The 17,211-nt window shown below is 71.7% G+C and carries 15 protein-coding genes and 1 pseudogene; 12 read left to right on the top strand and 4 right to left on the bottom strand.

Features of this window, described 5'->3' with window-relative positions; all coding sequences use genetic code 11:
* The 3 genes and pseudogenes from DVR05_RS18645 to DVR05_RS18635 form a co-directional block, all read right to left on the bottom strand.
* Positions 1–501 (bottom strand): annotated as a pseudogene (locus tag DVR05_RS18645) (hypothetical protein); the annotation flags it as partial.
* A gap of 29 nt (positions 502–530) precedes the next feature.
* The gene (locus DVR05_RS18640) at positions 531–1,967 is read right to left on the bottom strand and encodes a hypothetical protein (RefSeq protein WP_116247189.1); all 1,437 of its coding nucleotides are present in this window, start codon (positions 1,965–1,967) and stop codon (positions 531–533) included.
* Positions 1,968–2,329: 362 nt separating this feature from the next.
* Positions 2,330–3,340, bottom strand: coding sequence for a YihY/virulence factor BrkB family protein (locus DVR05_RS18635; protein ID WP_116247188.1), 1,011 nt, complete (start codon positions 3,338–3,340; stop codon positions 2,330–2,332).
* A 403-nt stretch (positions 3,341–3,743) separates the two neighbouring features.
* Here DVR05_RS18635 and DVR05_RS18630 point away from each other — a divergent pair, with 403 nt between their 5' ends.
* The 9 genes from DVR05_RS18630 to DVR05_RS18590 all read left to right on the top strand — a co-directional run bounded on the left by DVR05_RS18630 (position 3,744) and on the right by DVR05_RS18590 (position 14,218).
* Positions 3,744–5,441: a nitrite/sulfite reductase gene (locus DVR05_RS18630; protein ID WP_116247187.1), complete on the top strand. Its 1,698-nt coding sequence runs from the start codon at positions 3,744–3,746 to the stop codon at positions 5,439–5,441.
* Between the two features lie 62 nt (positions 5,442–5,503).
* On the top strand, positions 5,504–5,704 hold the full coding sequence (locus DVR05_RS18625) for a hypothetical protein (RefSeq protein WP_116247186.1): 201 nt from the start codon (positions 5,504–5,506) through the stop codon (positions 5,702–5,704).
* A gap of 3 nt (positions 5,705–5,707) precedes the next feature.
* Positions 5,708–6,406, top strand: a complete 699-nt coding sequence (locus DVR05_RS18620) for a phosphoadenylyl-sulfate reductase (protein WP_116247185.1) — start codon at positions 5,708–5,710, stop codon at positions 6,404–6,406.
* Positions 6,403–7,185, top strand: coding sequence for a sirohydrochlorin chelatase (locus tag DVR05_RS18615; protein WP_198659241.1), 783 nt, complete (start codon positions 6,403–6,405; stop codon positions 7,183–7,185). The genes DVR05_RS18620 and DVR05_RS18615 overlap by 4 nt, the downstream gene beginning before the upstream one ends.
* 208 nt (positions 7,186–7,393) lie before the next feature.
* On the top strand, positions 7,394–8,044 hold the full coding sequence (locus DVR05_RS18610; RefSeq protein ID WP_116247183.1) for a pyridoxal 5'-phosphate synthase: 651 nt from the start codon (positions 7,394–7,396) through the stop codon (positions 8,042–8,044).
* 217 nt (positions 8,045–8,261) lie between these two features.
* On the top strand, positions 8,262–9,893 hold the full coding sequence (locus tag DVR05_RS18605) for an acyl-CoA dehydrogenase family protein (RefSeq protein WP_116247182.1): 1,632 nt from the start codon (positions 8,262–8,264) through the stop codon (positions 9,891–9,893).
* A 376-nt stretch (positions 9,894–10,269) separates the two neighbouring features.
* Positions 10,270–12,423 (top strand): glycogen debranching protein GlgX, encoded by a 2,154-nt coding sequence (glgX, locus tag DVR05_RS18600; protein WP_116247181.1) that lies wholly within the window; start codon positions 10,270–10,272, stop codon positions 12,421–12,423.
* A gap of 47 nt (positions 12,424–12,470) precedes the next feature.
* Positions 12,471–13,262 carry a dihydrofolate reductase family protein gene (locus DVR05_RS18595; RefSeq protein WP_116247180.1) on the top strand — a complete coding sequence of 264 codons (792 nt, stop codon included), beginning with the start codon at positions 12,471–12,473 and terminating at the stop codon, positions 13,260–13,262.
* 176 nt (positions 13,263–13,438) lie between these two features.
* Positions 13,439–14,218, top strand: a complete 780-nt coding sequence (locus DVR05_RS18590; protein ID WP_116247179.1) for a GntR family transcriptional regulator — start codon at positions 13,439–13,441, stop codon at positions 14,216–14,218.
* 81 nt (positions 14,219–14,299) lie between these two features.
* Here the strand turns inward: DVR05_RS18590 and DVR05_RS18585 are convergent, their stop codons facing one another.
* Positions 14,300–14,680, bottom strand: coding sequence for a hypothetical protein (locus DVR05_RS18585; protein ID WP_116247178.1), 381 nt, complete (start codon positions 14,678–14,680; stop codon positions 14,300–14,302).
* 250 nt (positions 14,681–14,930) lie between these two features.
* On the opposite strand from DVR05_RS18585, the gene msrB reads away from it, so the two are divergent.
* The 3 genes from msrB to DVR05_RS18570 all read left to right on the top strand — a co-directional run bounded on the left by msrB (position 14,931) and on the right by DVR05_RS18570 (position 17,088).
* Positions 14,931–15,377 (top strand): peptide-methionine (R)-S-oxide reductase MsrB, encoded by a 447-nt coding sequence (gene msrB, locus DVR05_RS18580; protein ID WP_116247177.1) that lies wholly within the window; start codon positions 14,931–14,933, stop codon positions 15,375–15,377.
* A gap of 258 nt (positions 15,378–15,635) precedes the next feature.
* Entirely contained in the window at positions 15,636–16,304 is a 669-nt protein-coding gene (locus DVR05_RS18575) for a phosphatidylserine decarboxylase (protein WP_116247176.1), read from the top strand.
* On the top strand, positions 16,291–17,088 hold the full coding sequence (locus tag DVR05_RS18570; protein WP_232832214.1) for a phosphatidylcholine/phosphatidylserine synthase: 798 nt from the start codon (positions 16,291–16,293) through the stop codon (positions 17,086–17,088). The genes DVR05_RS18575 and DVR05_RS18570 overlap by 14 nt, the downstream gene beginning before the upstream one ends.
* The last annotated feature ends 123 nt before the right edge of the window (positions 17,089–17,211 follow it).

Genomic DNA, 17,211 nt, shown 5'->3' with positions numbered 1-17,211 from the left:
GTCGGACCCACCATCAGACCCGCCGTCACCGCCGTCGGACCCACCATCAGACCCGCCGTCACCACCGCCGTTGTCCGGGGGGTTACCGCCGTCACCGCCGTCACCACCGCCGTTGTCCGGGGGGTTACCGCCGTCACCGCCGTCACCACCGCCGTTGTCCGGGGGGTTACCGCCGTCACCGCCGTCACCGCCACCGTTGTCCGGGGGGTTACCGCCGTCACCGCCGTCACCGCCACCGTTGTCCGGGGGGTTACCGCCGTCACCGCCGTCACCGCCACCGTTGTCCGGGGGGTTACCGCCGTCACCGCCGCCCGGGTTGTCCGGTGCGTCGGCCGGGGAGAGCTGGGGCTCCGTGGAGGAGGCCGCCGACTCCTGGCTCGCCTGGGGGGATGTGGTGGACGCGGTTTCGTCGGTCGTGTCGGCGAACGCCGGTCCGACCGAGAACCCGGCCATGAACAGGCTCGCGGCAGTCACCGTCAGAGCCCGCTTCTTGGGGGACATCCGTCTCCTTTCCTACCTTCGTCGTGTACTCATTGAGGGGGAATGGCATAGAGGTGGTCGTCGTGGACCACGATCGCGTTGTCGCCGAGCAGTCCCCGCGGCTGTTCGGCTCCAGGGGGGAGCTCGGTGACCGTGCCGTCCGCGCGGACCGCCACGGCGCGCCCGTCCAACGTTCCGAAGACCTGGTCGCCGACGGCGATCTCCGCTTCGAATCCCGGCACGACGGAGCCTTCACCGCTCTCCAGGTCGAGCACGGTCGGGCCGTAGGAGGCCGCCCGCGTGCCGATCGGCCCGGACGCGTACCCCGCGTCCTCAAGATCGGCGGCGTCGACCTCGACCGCGGCGACCACGGCGCCGTCCTGGCTGTCGTGGAAGGCCAGGTAACTCCCGTCGCCCCCGGCGGCCCGCCACAGGACGATGACGTACTCCCGCAGGGCGGTCAGCACCCGGTCCATCTCACCCGCTCCCTCCGGGCGCTGGGCGTGGACCTCGGTCGAGTCGCCGTCCGGATCGACCCACGCCCAGGGGCCGTTGACGACCGCGGCGAGAACGCGCTCGTCCTCGGCCAGCATGGAAGCTCCCTCCCCGGAGATCTCGACCTCATGAAGCTCGCCATCCACCGGAACGAAGTCCTCCTCGTCCGTGCGCACCAGGACGGACGCGCCGGCGTACTGGGCGACCGCGTCGTCGGGAAGTTCGACGCGGTCGGGTGCGCCGCCTTCCTCGCCCCAGAACAGCAGGGCGTCGGCGGTCTCCAGCACGACGGCGGGGCCACCGCCGTACCGCACGATGCGCGGGACGCCCAGGGACTCCCCCGTCTCCACCGGGAGGTCGACCGCCCAGCGGCGCTCACCCTCCGCGTCGTACAGGTGCAGCTGGTCTCCGGGCGCGATGACGGCCAGCAGTCCGCCGTCCCGGCTGACCCTCGGCTCGGTCCCGGGCGCCACCTCGGTGTCGAACACGGAGGTCCGGGCGAACCCCGGGGGTGCCGGTTCCGGCAGCGGTGCGGCGGCCTCCGCGGGGTCGTCGGTCTCGGAGGCCGCGGGTGTCTCCGGCAGGAGGCGGAGGGTCAGGGCGCCCGCTCCGACGATCAGGACCAGCGCGAGCACGGCGGCCCCGGTGATCAGCAGGGCCCGTCCGCGCCGATCGCGCCGCTTCTCCCCGGGGGCCGCCGGGGTCTGGGGGCGGCCGGGTTCGACCGTGTCGGCGGCCTGCACCACACCGTCCGGGGTGGCGACCAACCGCCAGAAGCCGTTGGCGTCTCGGGCGTCGACGAGCACCGGCCGTCCGATCCTCGCCGCGTAGCCGGTGGCGACGTCCAGCGCGGCGCGTCTGGTCTCCCGGGGGACCTGACCGGTGACGATCTGGCGGTGACCCTCGATGGAGATCTCCGCGCTCCGCTCGTCGGGCGCGATGACGATGACGACGGTGGGCCGGGGGTGCTCCGGTCGGGACGCCCGGCTCATGGTGCCTCCGAAGGCATGGGGAAGGTGGACCTGTTCGTGTGACGGGTGACGGGTGACCTCGATCAGCTATGACGGTGGCTCGCGACCTGGGGCCGCCAGGGGGTGCGTGTCGGTGCACGCGTCGTCACTTGCTGCACGAGATGATACTGACGGCCGGTGACCGTGCCGGATCGGGATGTGGGCGGGGAATTCGGTCAATGGTGGCCGCGACGGTGGAGACGCTCCCCACACTTCTGCCATGACCTGCACATTCTCCTCTTCCCAGAGTCCAAAACACGCCTCCAAGACATCCTCGACAGTGGATTGGACACTTGGGGAGGGGATTTGGTTCACACCGAAAATGGCCGGATCCGGCCAGCCCGTCAGCGACCGTTGGCCTCGGAGATGGTGTCGATGACCGCCTTCTCCCGGCGCCGGACCAGTCGGTCGGCGCGTTCGAAGCCGCGGTCGGCGATCTCCGCCCGGGCCGAGGCGGTGCGCACGGTCGGCCACATCGCGTCGATCTCGGAGTTGAGCGAGGATCCGGCGAGGACGGCGACGGCCATGACGTAGAGCCAGGCGAGGATGGCGATCGGGGCGGCGAGGGACCCGTAGATACTCACGTCGCCCAGGGAGGCGTCGAGATAGGCGCGCAGCCCGGCCGAACCGCCCATCAGCACGACCGTGGCGAGCAGCGCCCCGGGCAGGTGGCGCCACGGGGGCGTGCGCACCGGGACGCTGAGCGCGTACAGGAGCGTGACGGCGGTCGTGGCGATCAGGCCGACCACCGGCCAGTAGAAGTGGTTGAGCCGTCCCACCGTCGCCGGGAGCAGCTGGTGGACCAGGTCGGGACCGGCGACGAGGATCGGCAGGACCAGGATCGCGAACAGCAGGCCGCCCAGGTAGGCGACGAAGGCCAGGACGCGCTGGCGCACCCATCCCCGGAGTTCGTCGAGTCCGTAGGCGATCGTGATGGAGCGGATGAACACGTTCATCGCCCGCGACCCCGACCACAGCGACACCAGGAACGTCACCGACAAGAGCCCGCCGCGCACCCCGCCGAGGAAGTCGTCCACGAGGGGTTCCACGACCGTGCTCACGGTGTCCGGGGTCAGCGCGCGGGACGCCAGGTCCAGCATCCACAGGCGGATCTCCTCGACCATGTCCTGGCCGAACACCGCCGCCAGCGGACCCAGGGCGCCCAGGAGGCACAGCAGGAGCGCGGGCAGGGAGATCAGGGAGAAGAAGGCCGACTCGGCGGCCAGTCCGAGCACGCGGTACCGGGAGAAGGAGCGGATCGTACGCAGGAACAGGAGGACGGCACCGTGGGTGAAGGGGTGTCGGCGCAGCCACGCGTCGACCGCCCACCACAGGTTCTCCCAGAATCCCACCACGGGGAGAACGTTAGCGGTCGCGCGACCTCGCTCACCCCCGGCTCCATCGGCCAGGAGTGACGTGACTCACGTGCGGACGCGGCGGACGTGCCTGGACAAGGGGCCGGACCGCGTGCCATTCTCGATGCATGATCGCTGCTCTGGACCCCATGCTCTGCGTGCGCCGCCACGTGGACTTCCTTCGGGTCCGTAGCGCCATCTGTTGCAGCGTCGGTTGATCTCGCCGCCTTTGTGACGCACCCGTTATTCAGGGGTGCGCGCGGCCCCGGCGCTCGCCCTCTTCGATTCCCACACCCGTGGTTCTCCACCCGTCCGCCCAGCACGACGGCGTGCGGCGCGATCGGGCCAACGGTGCGGGCGCCGGGCCCGTGAGCACCCCGCGACCCCATCGGAGACACCCGCGATGCCTCCCTCTTCCGCGCAGCCCGGCAAGTCCGCGACGGCGGCCAAGCCCCGCCGTCGCCGTGGCGAGGGCCAGTGGGCCCTCGGCTACCGCGAGCCGCTGAACAAGAACGAGGAGAACAAGAAGAACGACGACGGGCTCAACGTCCGCGACCGGATCATCAACATCTACTCCAAGGCGGGGTTCGACTCGATCGACCCCGCCGACCTTCGCGGGCGGTTCCGCTGGTACGGGCTCTACACCCAGCGCGCCCCCGGCATCGATGGCGGCAAGACCGCCGTGCTGGAGCCCGAGGAGCTCGACGACCGCTACTTCATGCTGCGGATCCGCATCGACGGCGGTCAGCTGTCGGTGGCCCAGCTGCGCGCGGTCGCGGAGATCTCCCGTTCCTACGGGCGCGACACCGCCGACATCACCGACCGGCAGAACGTCCAGCTGCACTGGGTGCGGGTGGAGGACGTCCCCGCCATCTGGGAGAAGCTGGAGTCGGTGGGCCTGTCCACCACGGAGGCGTGTGGCGACACCCCGCGCGTGATCCTGGGCTGTCCGCTCGCGGGCGTGGCCGAGGACGAGATCCTGGACGCCACTCCGGAGATCCGCCAGGTCTACGACGACCACATCGGCAGCCCTCTGTTCTCCAACCTGCCGCGCAAGTTCAAGTCGTCGATCTCCGGGTGCTCGTCGTACTGCACCAACCACGAGATCAACGACGTGGCCTTCGTCGGCGTGCGCAACGAGGCCGGTGAGGCGGGCTACGACCTCTTCGTGGGCGGCGGCCTGTCCACCAACCCGATGTTCGCCAAGCGGCTGGGCACGTTCGTCCGCCCCGACCAGGTCAGCGAGGTGTGGGCCGGGGTCTGCTCGGTCTTCCGCGACTACGGCTTCCGCCGTCTGCGCACCCGCGCCCGGATCAAGTTCCTCATCAAGGAGTGGGGCGCGGAGAAGTTCCGCCAGGTCCTGGAGGAGGAGTACCTGGGCTACGCCCTGCCCGACGGCCCGGCACCGGAACTGGACCCCGGGCTGGAGCGCGACCACGTGGGCGTGCACCGCCAGCGCGACGGGCGCTTCTACGTCGGCTTCGCGCCGAAGGTGGGCCGGGTGTCGGGCACCACGCTGCTGCGCGTCGCCGAGATCGCCGAGGCGCACGGGTCGGACCGCATCCGCACCACCGCCGACCAGAAGCTGGTCATCCTCGACATCGCCGAGGACCGGGTCGACTCGATCACCGGGGCTCTGGAGGCCGAGGAACTCCAGGTCCGGCCGGGCACGTTCCGCCGCCAGACCATGGCGTGCACCGGCATCGAGTTCTGCAAGCTGGCCATCGTGGAGACCAAGGGGCGTGCCGCGTCCCTGATCGACGAGCTGGAGAAGCGGCTTCCGGACTTCGACGAGCCGCTGACCATCAACGTCAACGGCTGCCCGAACTCCTGCGCGCGCATCCAGGTCGCCGACATCGGGCTCAAGGGTCAGTTGGTGATGAACGAGCGCGGCGAACAGGTGGAGGGCTACCAGATCCACCTGGGCGGCGGCATGGGTCTGACGGCGTCCTTCGGCAAGAAGGTCCGCGGTCTGAAGACCACCGCCGACGAGCTGCCCGACTATGTGGAGCGCGTGCTGCGCCGCTTCCAGGCCCAGAAGGAGGACGGGGAGTCCTTCGCCGCCTGGGTCGGACGGGCCGACGAGGCGGACCTGAAGTAGGACACGGACCCCCGGTCCCGTGCGCGGGGCCGGGCCGACCACCAAGGAAGAAGAGGTGCGCCATGTCCGAGAGGGCCGCGCCCTACTACTGCCCCTACTGCGGTGACGAGGACCTGGTGCCCGAGGAGGGCGCCGCGGTCAAGGGCGAGGGATACCCCTGGGCCTGTCTTTCCTGTGCCCGGGTGTTCCGGGTGAAGTACGTCGGGTTGCGCTCCGCGTCGTTCTCCGCGGGAGGCGCCCCCTCCAGACCGACGGAAGGTTGACGCATGAACACCACCACCCCTGTGGGCGGCCCCGAACTCGCCGAGCGGGCCGCGCGTGAACTGGAGGAGTCCTCCGCCCAGGAGATCATCGCCTGGGCGGCGGAGACCTTCGGCGACGGCCTGTGCATGACCTCGTCCATGGCCGACGCGCTGATGGTCGACCTGGCCTCCCGGGTCGTGCCGGGGATCGACGTGATCTTCCTGGACACGGGGTACCACTTCGCCGAGACCCTCGGCACACGCGACGCGGTCGAGTCGGTGTACGACATCAACCTCGTCAACGTGGAGCCGAACCGCACGGTGGCCGAGCAGGACGGGGCCCTGGGCCCGCGCCTGCACGGACGCAACCCGGAGCTGTGCTGCCACCTGCGCAAGGTCGAACCGCTCAAGCGGGCGCTGGCTCCGTACTCGGCGTGGCTGACCGGGCTGCGCCGGGAGGACTCGGTGACCCGCCGTGACACCCCCGTCGTCCAGTGGGACCGGCGCCGCCGCATGACCAAGGTGAACCCGATCGCGAGGTGGACCCAGGACGACGTGGACGCCTACATCGCCGAACACGGCGTGATGGTCAACCCGCTCCAGTACGACGGTTACCCCTCGATCGGGTGCGAACCGTGCACCCGGCGGGTCGCCCCCGGGGAGGACCCCCGGAGCGGCCGGTGGGCCGGGCTCGGCAAGACCGAGTGCGGAATCCACGTATGAGCGCCGGGAACCGGGGCACGACGGGACGCCGCACGCGGGGAACGGTCCCGCTCCTGGCCGTGGCGCACGGCAGCGCCGACCCCCGGTCGGCCGCCGCCGTGTCGGCGCTGTTCGACCGGGTGCGCGCGCTGCGCCCCGACCTGGACGTCCGCGTGTCCTACCTCGACCACGTGTCGCCCGGTGCCCAGGACGCGCTGAGCGATCTGGCCGGGGGCGGCGCGGGCGAGGTCGTGGTGCTGCCGACCCTGCTCACGGCGGCCTACCACAGCAAGGTGGACCTGCCCCGGACCCTGGAGCGGGTCCGCGAGGAGAGCCCCTGGCTGCGGGTGCGCTACGCCGACACCCTGGGGCCGCATCCGCTGCTGTTGGACGCGGTGGAACGGCGTCTGGCCGAGGCGGGCGCGCGTCCCGGTCCGGGCACTGCCCTGGTGCTGGCCTCGGCGGGCTCCAGCGACGCCGAGGCCAACGCGACGGTCCGGTCACTGGCGGCCCGGTTGGCCGAGCGCGGGCCGTGGCGGGAGGTCGTCGCGGCGTTCGCGTCGGCGGCGGAGCCCACCCCCGGCGGGGCGGTCGCGGCGCTGAGGGAGCGGGGCGCCGACCGGGTGGCCGTGGCCAGCTACCTGCTGGCGCCGGGGTTCTTCGCCGACCGGGTCCGTGACCGGTCGACGGCGGCCGGCGCGTCGGTGGTGTCCGAGGCCCTGGGCGACGCGCCCGAGCTGGCCAGGGTGGTGCTGGAGCGCTACGACGCGGCCGTGGCGGCGCGGCACGTACACGCGTGAGACGTGTGGGACACGGGCGGTCCCTCCCGGAGGGACCGCCCGTCGTCGTGCGGGACCGCGGCGCCCGCCGTCCACGGACCACCGATTGGCTCTTTCCGCGTCGTCGGACGGCGAGGAGAATCGTTGGCGCGGCGTCCCGCCCGGGTCGCCGAAGCGACGAGAGTATCGGGGGGTCGGGGTGGCCGAGCACGGGGAGAAGCACAGAGGGATGCGGGAGCTGCTGCGCGGACTGACGGTGTTCGCGGGTCCGCTCGCGGAGTTCGACCCGTCGGCCGCGCCGGAGGACCCCGCGCGGCTGTTCACCGACTGGTTCGCCGAGGCGGTGACGGCCGGGGTCCGGGAGCCGCACGCCATGACGGTGGCCACGGTCGACGAGCGCGGGGTGCCGTCCTCCCGGGTGGTCATCATGAAGGACTTCACCGCCGAGGGGTGGTGGTTCGCCACCACGACGGGGTCGCGCAAGGGGCGGGATCTGGCCGGGAACCCGGCGGTGGCGCTGTCGTTCTACTGGGGCGAGCAGGGGCGGCAGATCCGGGTGCGCGGGTTCGCGGAGCTGGCGAGTCCCGAGCGGTGCGCCGCCGACTACCTGGCCAGACCACTGGAGTCGCGGGTGGCCGGTCTGCACGGACGGCAGAGCGAGCCCCTGACCGCACTGGCCGACATCCACCGCACGGCCGAGGAGAGCCGTGCGCGTCTGGAGGCCGACCCGGACCTGGTGCCGTCGGACTGGGGGCTGTACCGGGTGGCGGCGACCGAGGTCGAGTTCTGGCAGGCCGACCCCGACCGACGGCACACCCGCCTGCGCTACACCCGGCCCACCGTCGAGACCGGGTGGGACCGCGAACTGCTCTGGCCGTGAGGCGAGGGGTGCCCGGAGTGGGTCGCCCTTCCCGGCGGTGGACCGGGCGCGGACGTGTGAGGCGAGTACGGCGACCGGGCGGGGCCTGCGCGGGTCGGTCGTGTACCGCGCTCCGGGCACCGGATCGACGCCTGACCGAACCCGGTTCGGTTTGGTGGGGGAGCGCGGGTTACCATTCCCGCACCCCCACCGCCGACCCACGGACGGAAAGGCAACGATGCCCGCCACACACGAGGTGTTCAACCAGGCCACCCCACTCGGTGACTACGCCGCAGCGGAGGATCCCGCGCTCCTGGAGGGGCTACGGCGCGAGGGCGCCGGTTGGGCCGAGGAGGAGGTGCGCGCGGTCGGCGCCGCCGCCGGAACCGAGCGGGTCCGGTCCTGGGGCGAGTCGGCCAACGCCTATCCGCCGGTCCTGCGCACCCACGACCGGTACGGCCACCGCGTGGACGAGGTCGACTACCAGCCCGCGTACCACGTGCTCATGGAGCAGGCGGTCGAGAACGGGCTGCACGCGGCCCCGTGGGCGGACGACCGGGCGGGCGCGCACGTGGCGCGCGCCGCCAAGTTCTTCCTGTGGTCACAGCCGGAGAGCGGCCACGGCTGCCCGATCTCGATGACCTACGCGGTGGTCCCGGCGCTGCGCCACGCCCCCGAGCTGGCCGAACGGTACGAGCCGCTGCTGACCTCGCGGACCTACGACTTCGGGCTGCGCCCGCCCCTGAGCAAACGGGGCCTCATCGCGGGCATGTCGATGACGGAGAAGCAGGGCGGCTCCGACGTGCGGGCCAACACCACGCGCGCCGTGCCCACCGCCGAGGGCCACCATCTGCTCACCGGACACAAGTGGTTCACGTCGGCGCCCATGAGCGACTTCTTCCTCACTCTCGCCCAGGCCCCCGAGGGGCTGAGCTGCTTCCTCGTCCCCCGCGTGCTGCCCGACGGCACCCGCAACGCCCTGCACATCCAGCGGCTCAAGGACAAGCTGGGCAACCGCTCCAACGCCTCGGCCGAGCTGGAGTACGACGGCGCGGTCGCGCACCTGGTGGGGGAGCCCGGCCGGGGCGTGCGCACCATCATCGACATGGTCAACAGCACCCGGCTGGACTGTGTGATCGGGTCGGCCGCGGGGATGCGGGCCGCGGTCGTGCACGCCCTCCACCACGCCGAGCACCGCTCCGCCTTCGGCGCCCGGCTCGTGGAGCAGCCGCTCATGCGCAACGTCCTGGCCGACCTGGCGCTGGAGTCCGAGGCCGCCACCACGCTGATGACCCGCCTGGCCGGGGCCGTGGACCGGTCGGTGCGCGGGGACGAGGCGGAGACCGCCTTCCGCCGTCTGGGCGTGGCCGTGGGCAAGTTCTGGGTGACCAAGCGCCAGCCCGCGCACGCGGCCGAGGCCCTGGAGTGCCTGGGCGGCAACGGCTACGTCGAGGAGTCGGGGATGCCCCGCCTGTTCCGGGACTCCCCGCTCAACTCCATCTGGGAGGGTTCGGGGAACGTGGCCGCGCTGGACGTGCTGCGGGCGATGGGCCGCAGCCCGGAGTCGGTCGAGGCGCTGTTCGCCGAACTCCGCGCCGCGGCGGGCGCCGACGACCGCTTCGACGCGGCTCTCAAGCGGTTGGAGCAGGCCCTGTCCGACCTGGACGAGGCGCAGTACCGTGCGCGGTCGGTGGTCGAGCTGATGGCCCTGACCCTCCAGGCGTCGCTGCTGCTGCGGCACGCGCCCGCCCCCGTCTCCGCGGCGTTCACCGCCAGCCGTCTGGGCGGCGAGTGGGGCCGTGTGTTCGGCACCCTGCCCCGCGGGGTGGACACCGAGGCGATCCTGGAGCGTGCCCGGCCGCGGGGGTAGGCGGTGTTCTCCGGGGTCCGCGCCCGGGCCCGTGTACGGGCGGGCCAACGGCGACCCCTCGGGCGGCCGCTCCGACAAACGCACCCCGCGGCCGTGGTCGGGTCCCCCACCACGGCCGCGGCGGTGTGTCGGGACCGGGAGCGGACTGGAACAACCGATAATTCCCATGAAAAGCCACAAATAGAGACAGGGCGCGAATGATCATCGCCCCTGGTCGGCATAATCCGGCGATCAGAGCGGAAGGAAGAAGGCGAAACCGACCGACCGCTTTCGGGCCGAGGCGGGGCGCGGCACGGGCCTCCCGAACTGGGAGGATCCCCGCGGACGCCCCGCACCGGCCGGCGAAGGCCCCGACACCAAGAGACTGACGAAGCCAATGGTGGAAGTCTGGCCCGGTAGTTCCTATCCGCTCGGTGCGACCTTCGACGGGTCCGGCACCAATTTCTCCCTCTTCTCCGAAGTCGCCGAACGGGTCGACCTGTGCCTGTTCGACGACGCAGGGGAGGAGACCCGCGTACCCCTCACCGAATACGACGGATTCGTCTGGCACGGATACCTTCCCGGTGTCGGACCGGGGCAGCGGTACGGATACCGCGTCCACGGCCCCTACGCGCCCGAACAGGGTCTGCGCTGCAACCCCAACAAACTGCTCACCGACCCCTACGCGAAGGCGCTGAACGGCGAGCTCACCTGGCACGAGTCGCTGTTCAGCTACCACTTCGCCGCCCCGACGCGCCGGAACAACGCCGACAGCGCGCCCTACGTGCCCAAGTGCGTGGTGGTCAGCCCGTTCTTCGACTGGGGCAACGAGTCCCGGCCCAGAACCCCGTACCACCGGACGGTGATCTACGAGGCGCACGTCCGCGGCCTGACCATGCGCCACCCCGGCATCCCGGAACACCAGCGGGGCACCTACTCCGGTCTGGCCCACCCCGCGATGATCGACTACCTCACCTCGCTCGGGGTGACCGCGGTCGAGCTCATGCCCGTCCACCACTTCGTCCCCGAGCACGCCATGGTGGCCCGCGGGCTGACCAACTACTGGGGGTACAACACGCTGGCCTATCTCGCCCCGCACAGCGGGTACGCCGCGCTCGGCTCCCGGGGCCAGCAGGTCCAGGAGTTCAAGGCGATGGTGAAGTCACTGCACGAGGCGGGGATCGAGGTGCTCCTGGACGTGGTGTACAACCACACCGCCGAGGGCGACCACATGGGTCCCACCCTGTCGCTGCGCGGGATCGACAACCTGAGCTACTACCGGGTCAGCGACGAGGACCAGCGCTACTACCTCGACTACACCGGCTGCGGCAACAGCCTGAACGTGCGCCACCCGCACTCGCTCCAGCTCATCATGGACTCGCTCCGGTACTGGGTCCTGGAGATGCACGTGGACGGGTTCAGGTTCGACCTGGCGTCGGCGCTGGCCCGGGAGTTCCACGACGTGGACCGGTTGAGCACGTTCTTCGACATCGTCCAGCAGGATCCGGTGATCTCGCAGGTCAAACTGATCGCCGAACCCTGGGACGTCGGCCCGGGGGGCTACCAGGTGGGCAACTTCCCGCCCCTGTGGACGGAGTGGAACGGCAAGTACCGCGACACCGTGCGCGACTACTGGCGGGGCCAGCCGGTGCTGGGCGAACTCGCCTCCCGCCTGGCCGGGTCCAGCGACCTGTACCAGGACGACGGCCGCCGCCCGGTGGCCTCCATCAACTTCATCACCTGCCACGACGGTTTCACCCTGGCCGACCTGGTCTCCTACGACCACAAGCACAACGAGGCCAACGGCGAGGACAACCGGGACGGCACCGACGACAACCGTTCGTGGAACCACGGTGTGGAGGGACCCACCCAGGATCCCGCGATCATCACCCTGCGCCGCCGCCAGGCGCGCAACTTCCTCACGACCCTGTACCTGTCCCAGGGGGTCGTGATGCTCTCGCACGGCGACGAGGTGGGCCGCAGCCAGGGCGGCAACAACAACGCCTACTGCCAGGACAACGAGATCGCCTGGATCGACTGGAAGGGCGCCGGCCTGAACGGGGAGGACCCCGACAACGACCTGCTCGACTACGTCCGGGGCCTCGCCCGCCTGCGCCGCGACCACCCGGTCTTCCGGCGGCGCAGATTCTTCCGCGGCAGCCCGGTCGAGGGCGGCCGGGACGACGGGCACGGACTCCCCGACATCGTGTGGCTGCGGCCGGACGGCAAACCGATGTCGGGGCCGGACTGGGACTCCACGGGCCAGGCGCTCGGTGTGTTCCTCAACGGCGACGCCATCACCGAGCCCGACCCGCGCGGGCGCAGGATCCGCGACAGCTCGTTCCTGCTCCTGCTCAACAGCGGCGCGGACGCGGTGGACTTCACCCTGCCCGGGACGGAGTACGGGATGGCGTGGGAGACGGTCCTGGACACGGCCGAGCCCGACGTGTCCGGGCGCCCGTCCGCGTCGGCCTCCGACCCCGTCCGGGTGATCGACCGGGCGCTGGTGCTGCTGCGCAGGGTCTCCCACCGGCACGGACGGCTGCCGTAGGCGCGGTGGGGCCGGTTCGGGCCGGGAGGATGCCAAGCTGGTACATCATGGCTTCGAACACCGCACCTCCCGACCCCGGCCCGTTCCAGCAGCTGCTGCCCCGCGGCGGCACGGACGTGGACCTGGCCTCCGTGTACGCCTACCCCGACGACCTGGACCGCCCCTGGGTGCGCGCCAACATGGTCGCCAGCGCCGACGGGGGTGCGATCGGCCCGTCCGGGCGCAGCCGCGACCTGTCCTCGGCTCCGGACCGGAGGGTCATGGGCGTCCTGCGCGGCCTGTGCGACGTGGTGCTGGTGGGCGCGGCGACCGCCCGTGTCGAGGGGTACGCGCCCGTCCGTCCGCGCCGGACGTGGGAGCCGCTGCGGCGCGGACGGACGCGGACACCGCCGATCGCGGTGGTCTCGCGGACCCTCGACATCCCGGAGAGGCTGCTGGCCCCCGGCCCGGAGGAGGCGCGCACCATCGTGTTCACCACGGCCTCCGCCCCCAGGGAGCGGCGCGACCGGGTCCGCGCCCGCGCCGACCTGGTCGTCGTCGACGGTGTCTCCGTGGGGCCCGAGCACATCGTCAACGCGCTCGGCGAGCGGGGCCTGTTCCGTGTGCTGACCGAGGGCGGGCCGCACCTGCTCGCGGAGTTCGTCGCGGCCGGGTTGCTGGACGAACTGTGCCTGACCCTCAGTCCCCACCTGTTGGGAGCGGGTTCCCCCCGCGTGGTGGCCGGGGGTCCCGGGACCCCCGGCGCCCCGACGCGGGCCTCGGTGCGGAACACACCCGTGCGCATGGCGCACCTTCTGGAGGCGGACGGTAACCTCTTCGCGCGTTACCTCCGGGAATAGGGAGGCTACTGGGGTCCGGCCGGAACCATCCGGTTTCGGCCGCCCCACAACGACGCATGAACCGCCCCGCAACCGGACATACCCGATGTGTGCCATCCACTGGAAACACCCCCACTGGACACACCGCATTGACGGGGCTTACCGGCTTGGCCCCCCGGGCGAGAGGATGAACGAGAGTGCCGACGTCCGAAAACGGGTCCCCTCCGGTCTACCGGGAGATAGCCGAGGAACTACGCGGGCAGATCCGGTCCGGGCGGTACGCCGACGGCGACCGCCTTCCCGGGGAGAACACCCTGATGGAACGCCATGGCGTCGCACGGGCCACGGCACGCCAGGCGCTCTCCGTACTCATCAACGACGGCCTGGCCGTGGCCGTGCGCGGTTCGGGCATCTACGTCCGGCTCTTCCGGCCCGTCCGAAGGCACGGCGCGCGCCGCCTGTCCCAGGAGCTGTGGGGCAACGGCAGGGCGATCTGGCAGACCGACAGCGAGGACCGCGGCTACGAGGTCGACTCCATCGACGTGAGCGAGGCCGCGGCCCCCGAGCACGTGGCCCGCGCGCTGGAACTGCCCGAGGGCGCCCGGGTGCTGCGCCGCTCCCGCCGCTACCTCGTCGACGGCCGCCCCGTGCAGAGCGCCGTCTCCCACCTCCCGCTGGCCGTGGTGGAGTCCCGGGGCGACTCCCCCGCCGCGCGGCGCGTCCGCGAACACGACACCGGGCCCGGCGGGATCTACGCGCGACTGGCCGAACTGGGACACGCGCCCGCCCATTTCACCGAGGAGATCCGGGTGCGCATGCCCACCCCCGAGGAGAGGTCGGAGCTGGCGATCGCCGCGGGAACGCCCGTCCTGGAGGTGGCCCGAACCGCGCTGACCGGGCAGCACCGACCGGTCGAGTTCAACGAGATCACCATGGACGGTTCGGCCTACGTCCTCCAGTACGACTTCGACGCCTGATCCCCCACCCCGGTCACCGCACCGTTCCAGCACGGTGGGAGGGGCGCGAACGCCACCCCTCCCACCGGTCTTCTTCGGTACTCAGCGACCACCCCGCCTTGAGGCGAACACCAGATACGCCAGGACCAGGAACGCCACGCCCACCGCGATCGCCCCCACGGCGGCGAAGGGCAGGCTGCCGGACGCCGTCATCGCCCACCTGGCGACCCCGAGGCCGAGGACCAACGCCACGCCCAGCGCGCACACCGCCACGACGGTGACGAAGGCGAGCAGCCTCCGGTCGTTCCACGGCTCCGGTCGGGCGGCGTCGATCCGCGCCACGGTGGCGCGGGCGGTGAGCTCCGTCGCCCAACGCAGTTCCCGACCGACGGCGACCGTTCCCGCGGCCGCCGATCTGGGCCAGACCCGGACCCCCACGGTGGCCTGATCGAGCCACCACAGTCCGTATCTGATTCTCCCCACGCGCAGTGGTCGTCTGCCTACCCCGAGTGCTTGCTGTGCCGTAACTGCCATGTCACCTGCCTCGGCGCACATCGACCACTGACCCTGTTCAAGGACTACCCGCGGGTTAAGCAACCGAACGTAACAACGAGGGAGGTTAGGAGTTTGTGACGCTACAGCATGATTTACACCCTTAAACGCAGTGATGAGCATTCCATCCGGGACACGGTCGAGGCAGCACCCCACGCGAAATACCGGTAGCGTCGTCACCATGGCTGACGCAGCGGAACAGGGCCCCGGAGACGGGGCCACGAGGATTCCCCGAACCGACGCGGAATGGCGCGAGCGGCTCAACGCGCAGGAGTACGCCGTGCTCCGGCAGGCGGGCACCGAACGCCCGTGGAGCGGCGCCTACGTCGACACCAAGACGGAGGGCGTCTACCGGTGCCGGGGGTGCGGAACCGAACTGTTCCGCTCCACCGAGAAGTTCGACTCGCACTGCGGCTGGCCCAGCTTCTACGACCCGGCCGACTCCTCAGCGGTCACCCTGCACGAGGACTCCTCGCTCGGCATGGTCCGGACCGAGGTGCGGTGCGCCACCTGCGACTCCCACCTGGGCCACGTCTTCCACGGTGAGGGGTACGCCACCCCCACCGACGACCGCTACTGCATCAACTCGGTCGCCCTGACCCTGGAGCCGGCCGACCCGACGGAGTAGGTTGGCGTACCATCCTGGTTCCGGACCGGTGCCCGGGGACCGTCCCCGGGCGTCCGAGGGTCGGTACCCGCGATCCGTCCGCGACGTATCGGGGATAATCGCATCCAGCGCACCAACGGTCGGCTCCCGCCAACCCGCGGAGCGCGGCGCGGCACAGGCCCATCCGGGTCCTCGCGCACCCGCCCCCAGCCCACGGGCAGCCCCACAACGGCGCCCGGGAGCAGGGCGAACCGACCCAAGCCGTGACGAAAGCGCTCGATGACCGACGACTCACCTTCCACAGCCGCCTCCCCCCGCCCACCGGCCCGACCGCGCCTCGGCATGGCCCAGGGCTCCGCGCCCTGGCTGCTGCCCGCACTCGGCGCGGCGGGGGCCGCCGCCCTGGCCGCTCGGGGATCGCGCACGCGCGCGGCGGCCGCCGTCCCGGTCATCGCCCTCGCCGCGGGCATGACGTGGTTCTTCCGCGATCCCGAGCGGGGGCCGGCCACCGGGCGCGTGATCTCGGCCGCCGACGGCGTCGTCCAGAGCCTGGACCCCACGCCCGACGGCCGGACCCGGGTCGCGGTGTTCATGAACCCCCTGAACGTGCACGTCAACCGTGCGCCCGTCGCCGGAGTGATCACCCGGGTCGAACACCGCCCCGGGGGCTTCCGCCCCGCATTCGACAAGGACAGCGAGCGTAATGAGCGCGTCATCTGGACCCTTGAAACCGAGATCGGTGAGATCACGGTCGTTCAAATCGCCGGCGCGATGGTCCGGCGTATCGTCCCGTATCTCGCTGCGGGGCAGAAGGTCGAACAAGGCGAGAGGATCGGTCTCATCCGGTTCGGGTCGCGGGTCGACGTCTACCTTCCGGCCGGGGTCGCCCCGGCGGTGGAGGTCGGCCAGAAGGTCCGTGCCGGAGAAACCCGTCTTGACGCCGACTGAGCGACCCGTCCTGGAGCCGGAGCGCACGGCCTCCCCGGACGGCGGCGCACCCCGGCTGCGCCTGGGGGTGGCGGACTACCTGACGCTGGGCAACGCCCTGTGCGGCTTCCTCGCGGTGTGGGCGCTCGCGACGGCCCAGTCCACGCACGCGGCCTCCGGCGCCACGGGTCCCCTCCCCCCTGCCGCGATGGCCACGGTCGTCGCACTGATGCTGGTGGCCGCCGCCCTGGACGTCCTCGACGGCCGTGTCGCCCGCAAGCTCGGCGGCAGCGGCATGGGGGCCGAGTTGGACAACCTCGCCGACGTGATCAGCTTCGGGTTCGCCCCGGCGTTCTTCTTCGTGGTGTGGGGGATGTCCTCGGCGGGCCAGCCGGTGCTGCCGGTCGTCGGCGGAGGCGCCGTCCTGCTGGCGGTCATCGTGCGCCTGGCCCGCTTCTCCTGCCAGGCTCCGGGGGCCAGCTACTTCACCGGACTGCCCTGCCCGTTCGGGGCGATGGCGGTGGTGACCGTGGTCCTGATGGACCCGCCGCTGTACGCCGGCGTCACCGCGGTGCTGCTCATCTCCTGGCTGATGGTGAGCCGCATGGAGTACCCCAAGCCGCGCGGCCGCAAGATCTACGCGGTGCTCGGCTCCCTGGCGACGGGCGCGGCGCTCATGGCCGTGTGGGCCCTGGGCCTGCCCGCGGGTGACGCGCTCATCTACCTGATGAGCGCGGTGGTCCTGGGCTTCATCATCACGATCCCCTTCTACGTCCTGGCCACACGCGGATCGGCGAGGCGCTGATCCCGCGGCTTTGAGCCGACGGGCCGGACGCGACGTGCCCCGGGCGGATCACCGCCCGGGGCACGGTCGTCTCGGCGCGGGCCGCCCGCCCACGGTCCCGAACCAGGCGTGGGACCCAGGCGG

Source organism: Nocardiopsis sp. FIRDI 009, assembly GCF_003386285.1.
Taxonomy (GTDB): Bacteria; Actinomycetota; Actinomycetes; order Streptosporangiales; family Streptosporangiaceae; genus Nocardiopsis.
This window is presented reverse-complemented; position numbering and strand designations above follow the sequence as displayed.

Coding starts and splice junctions, on each gene's coding strand:
- DVR05_RS18640 (WP_116247189.1), bottom strand. CDS start 1,967: ATGAGCCGGGCGTCCCGACCGGAGCACCCCCGGCCCACCGTCGTCATC.
- DVR05_RS18630 (WP_116247187.1), top strand. CDS start 3,744: ATGCCTCCCTCTTCCGCGCAGCCCGGCAAGTCCGCGACGGCGGCCAAG.
- DVR05_RS18625 (WP_116247186.1), top strand. CDS start 5,504: ATGTCCGAGAGGGCCGCGCCCTACTACTGCCCCTACTGCGGTGACGAG.
- DVR05_RS18620 (WP_116247185.1), top strand. CDS start 5,708: ATGAACACCACCACCCCTGTGGGCGGCCCCGAACTCGCCGAGCGGGCC.
- DVR05_RS18615 (WP_198659241.1), top strand. CDS start 6,403: ATGAGCGCCGGGAACCGGGGCACGACGGGACGCCGCACGCGGGGAACG.
- DVR05_RS18610 (WP_116247183.1), top strand. CDS start 7,394: ATGCGGGAGCTGCTGCGCGGACTGACGGTGTTCGCGGGTCCGCTCGCG.
- DVR05_RS18605 (WP_116247182.1), top strand. CDS start 8,262: ATGCCCGCCACACACGAGGTGTTCAACCAGGCCACCCCACTCGGTGAC.
- glgX (WP_116247181.1), top strand. CDS start 10,270: ATGGTGGAAGTCTGGCCCGGTAGTTCCTATCCGCTCGGTGCGACCTTC.
- DVR05_RS18595 (WP_116247180.1), top strand. CDS start 12,471: ATGGCTTCGAACACCGCACCTCCCGACCCCGGCCCGTTCCAGCAGCTG.
- msrB (WP_116247177.1), top strand. CDS start 14,931: ATGGCTGACGCAGCGGAACAGGGCCCCGGAGACGGGGCCACGAGGATT.
- DVR05_RS18575 (WP_116247176.1), top strand. CDS start 15,636: ATGACCGACGACTCACCTTCCACAGCCGCCTCCCCCCGCCCACCGGCC.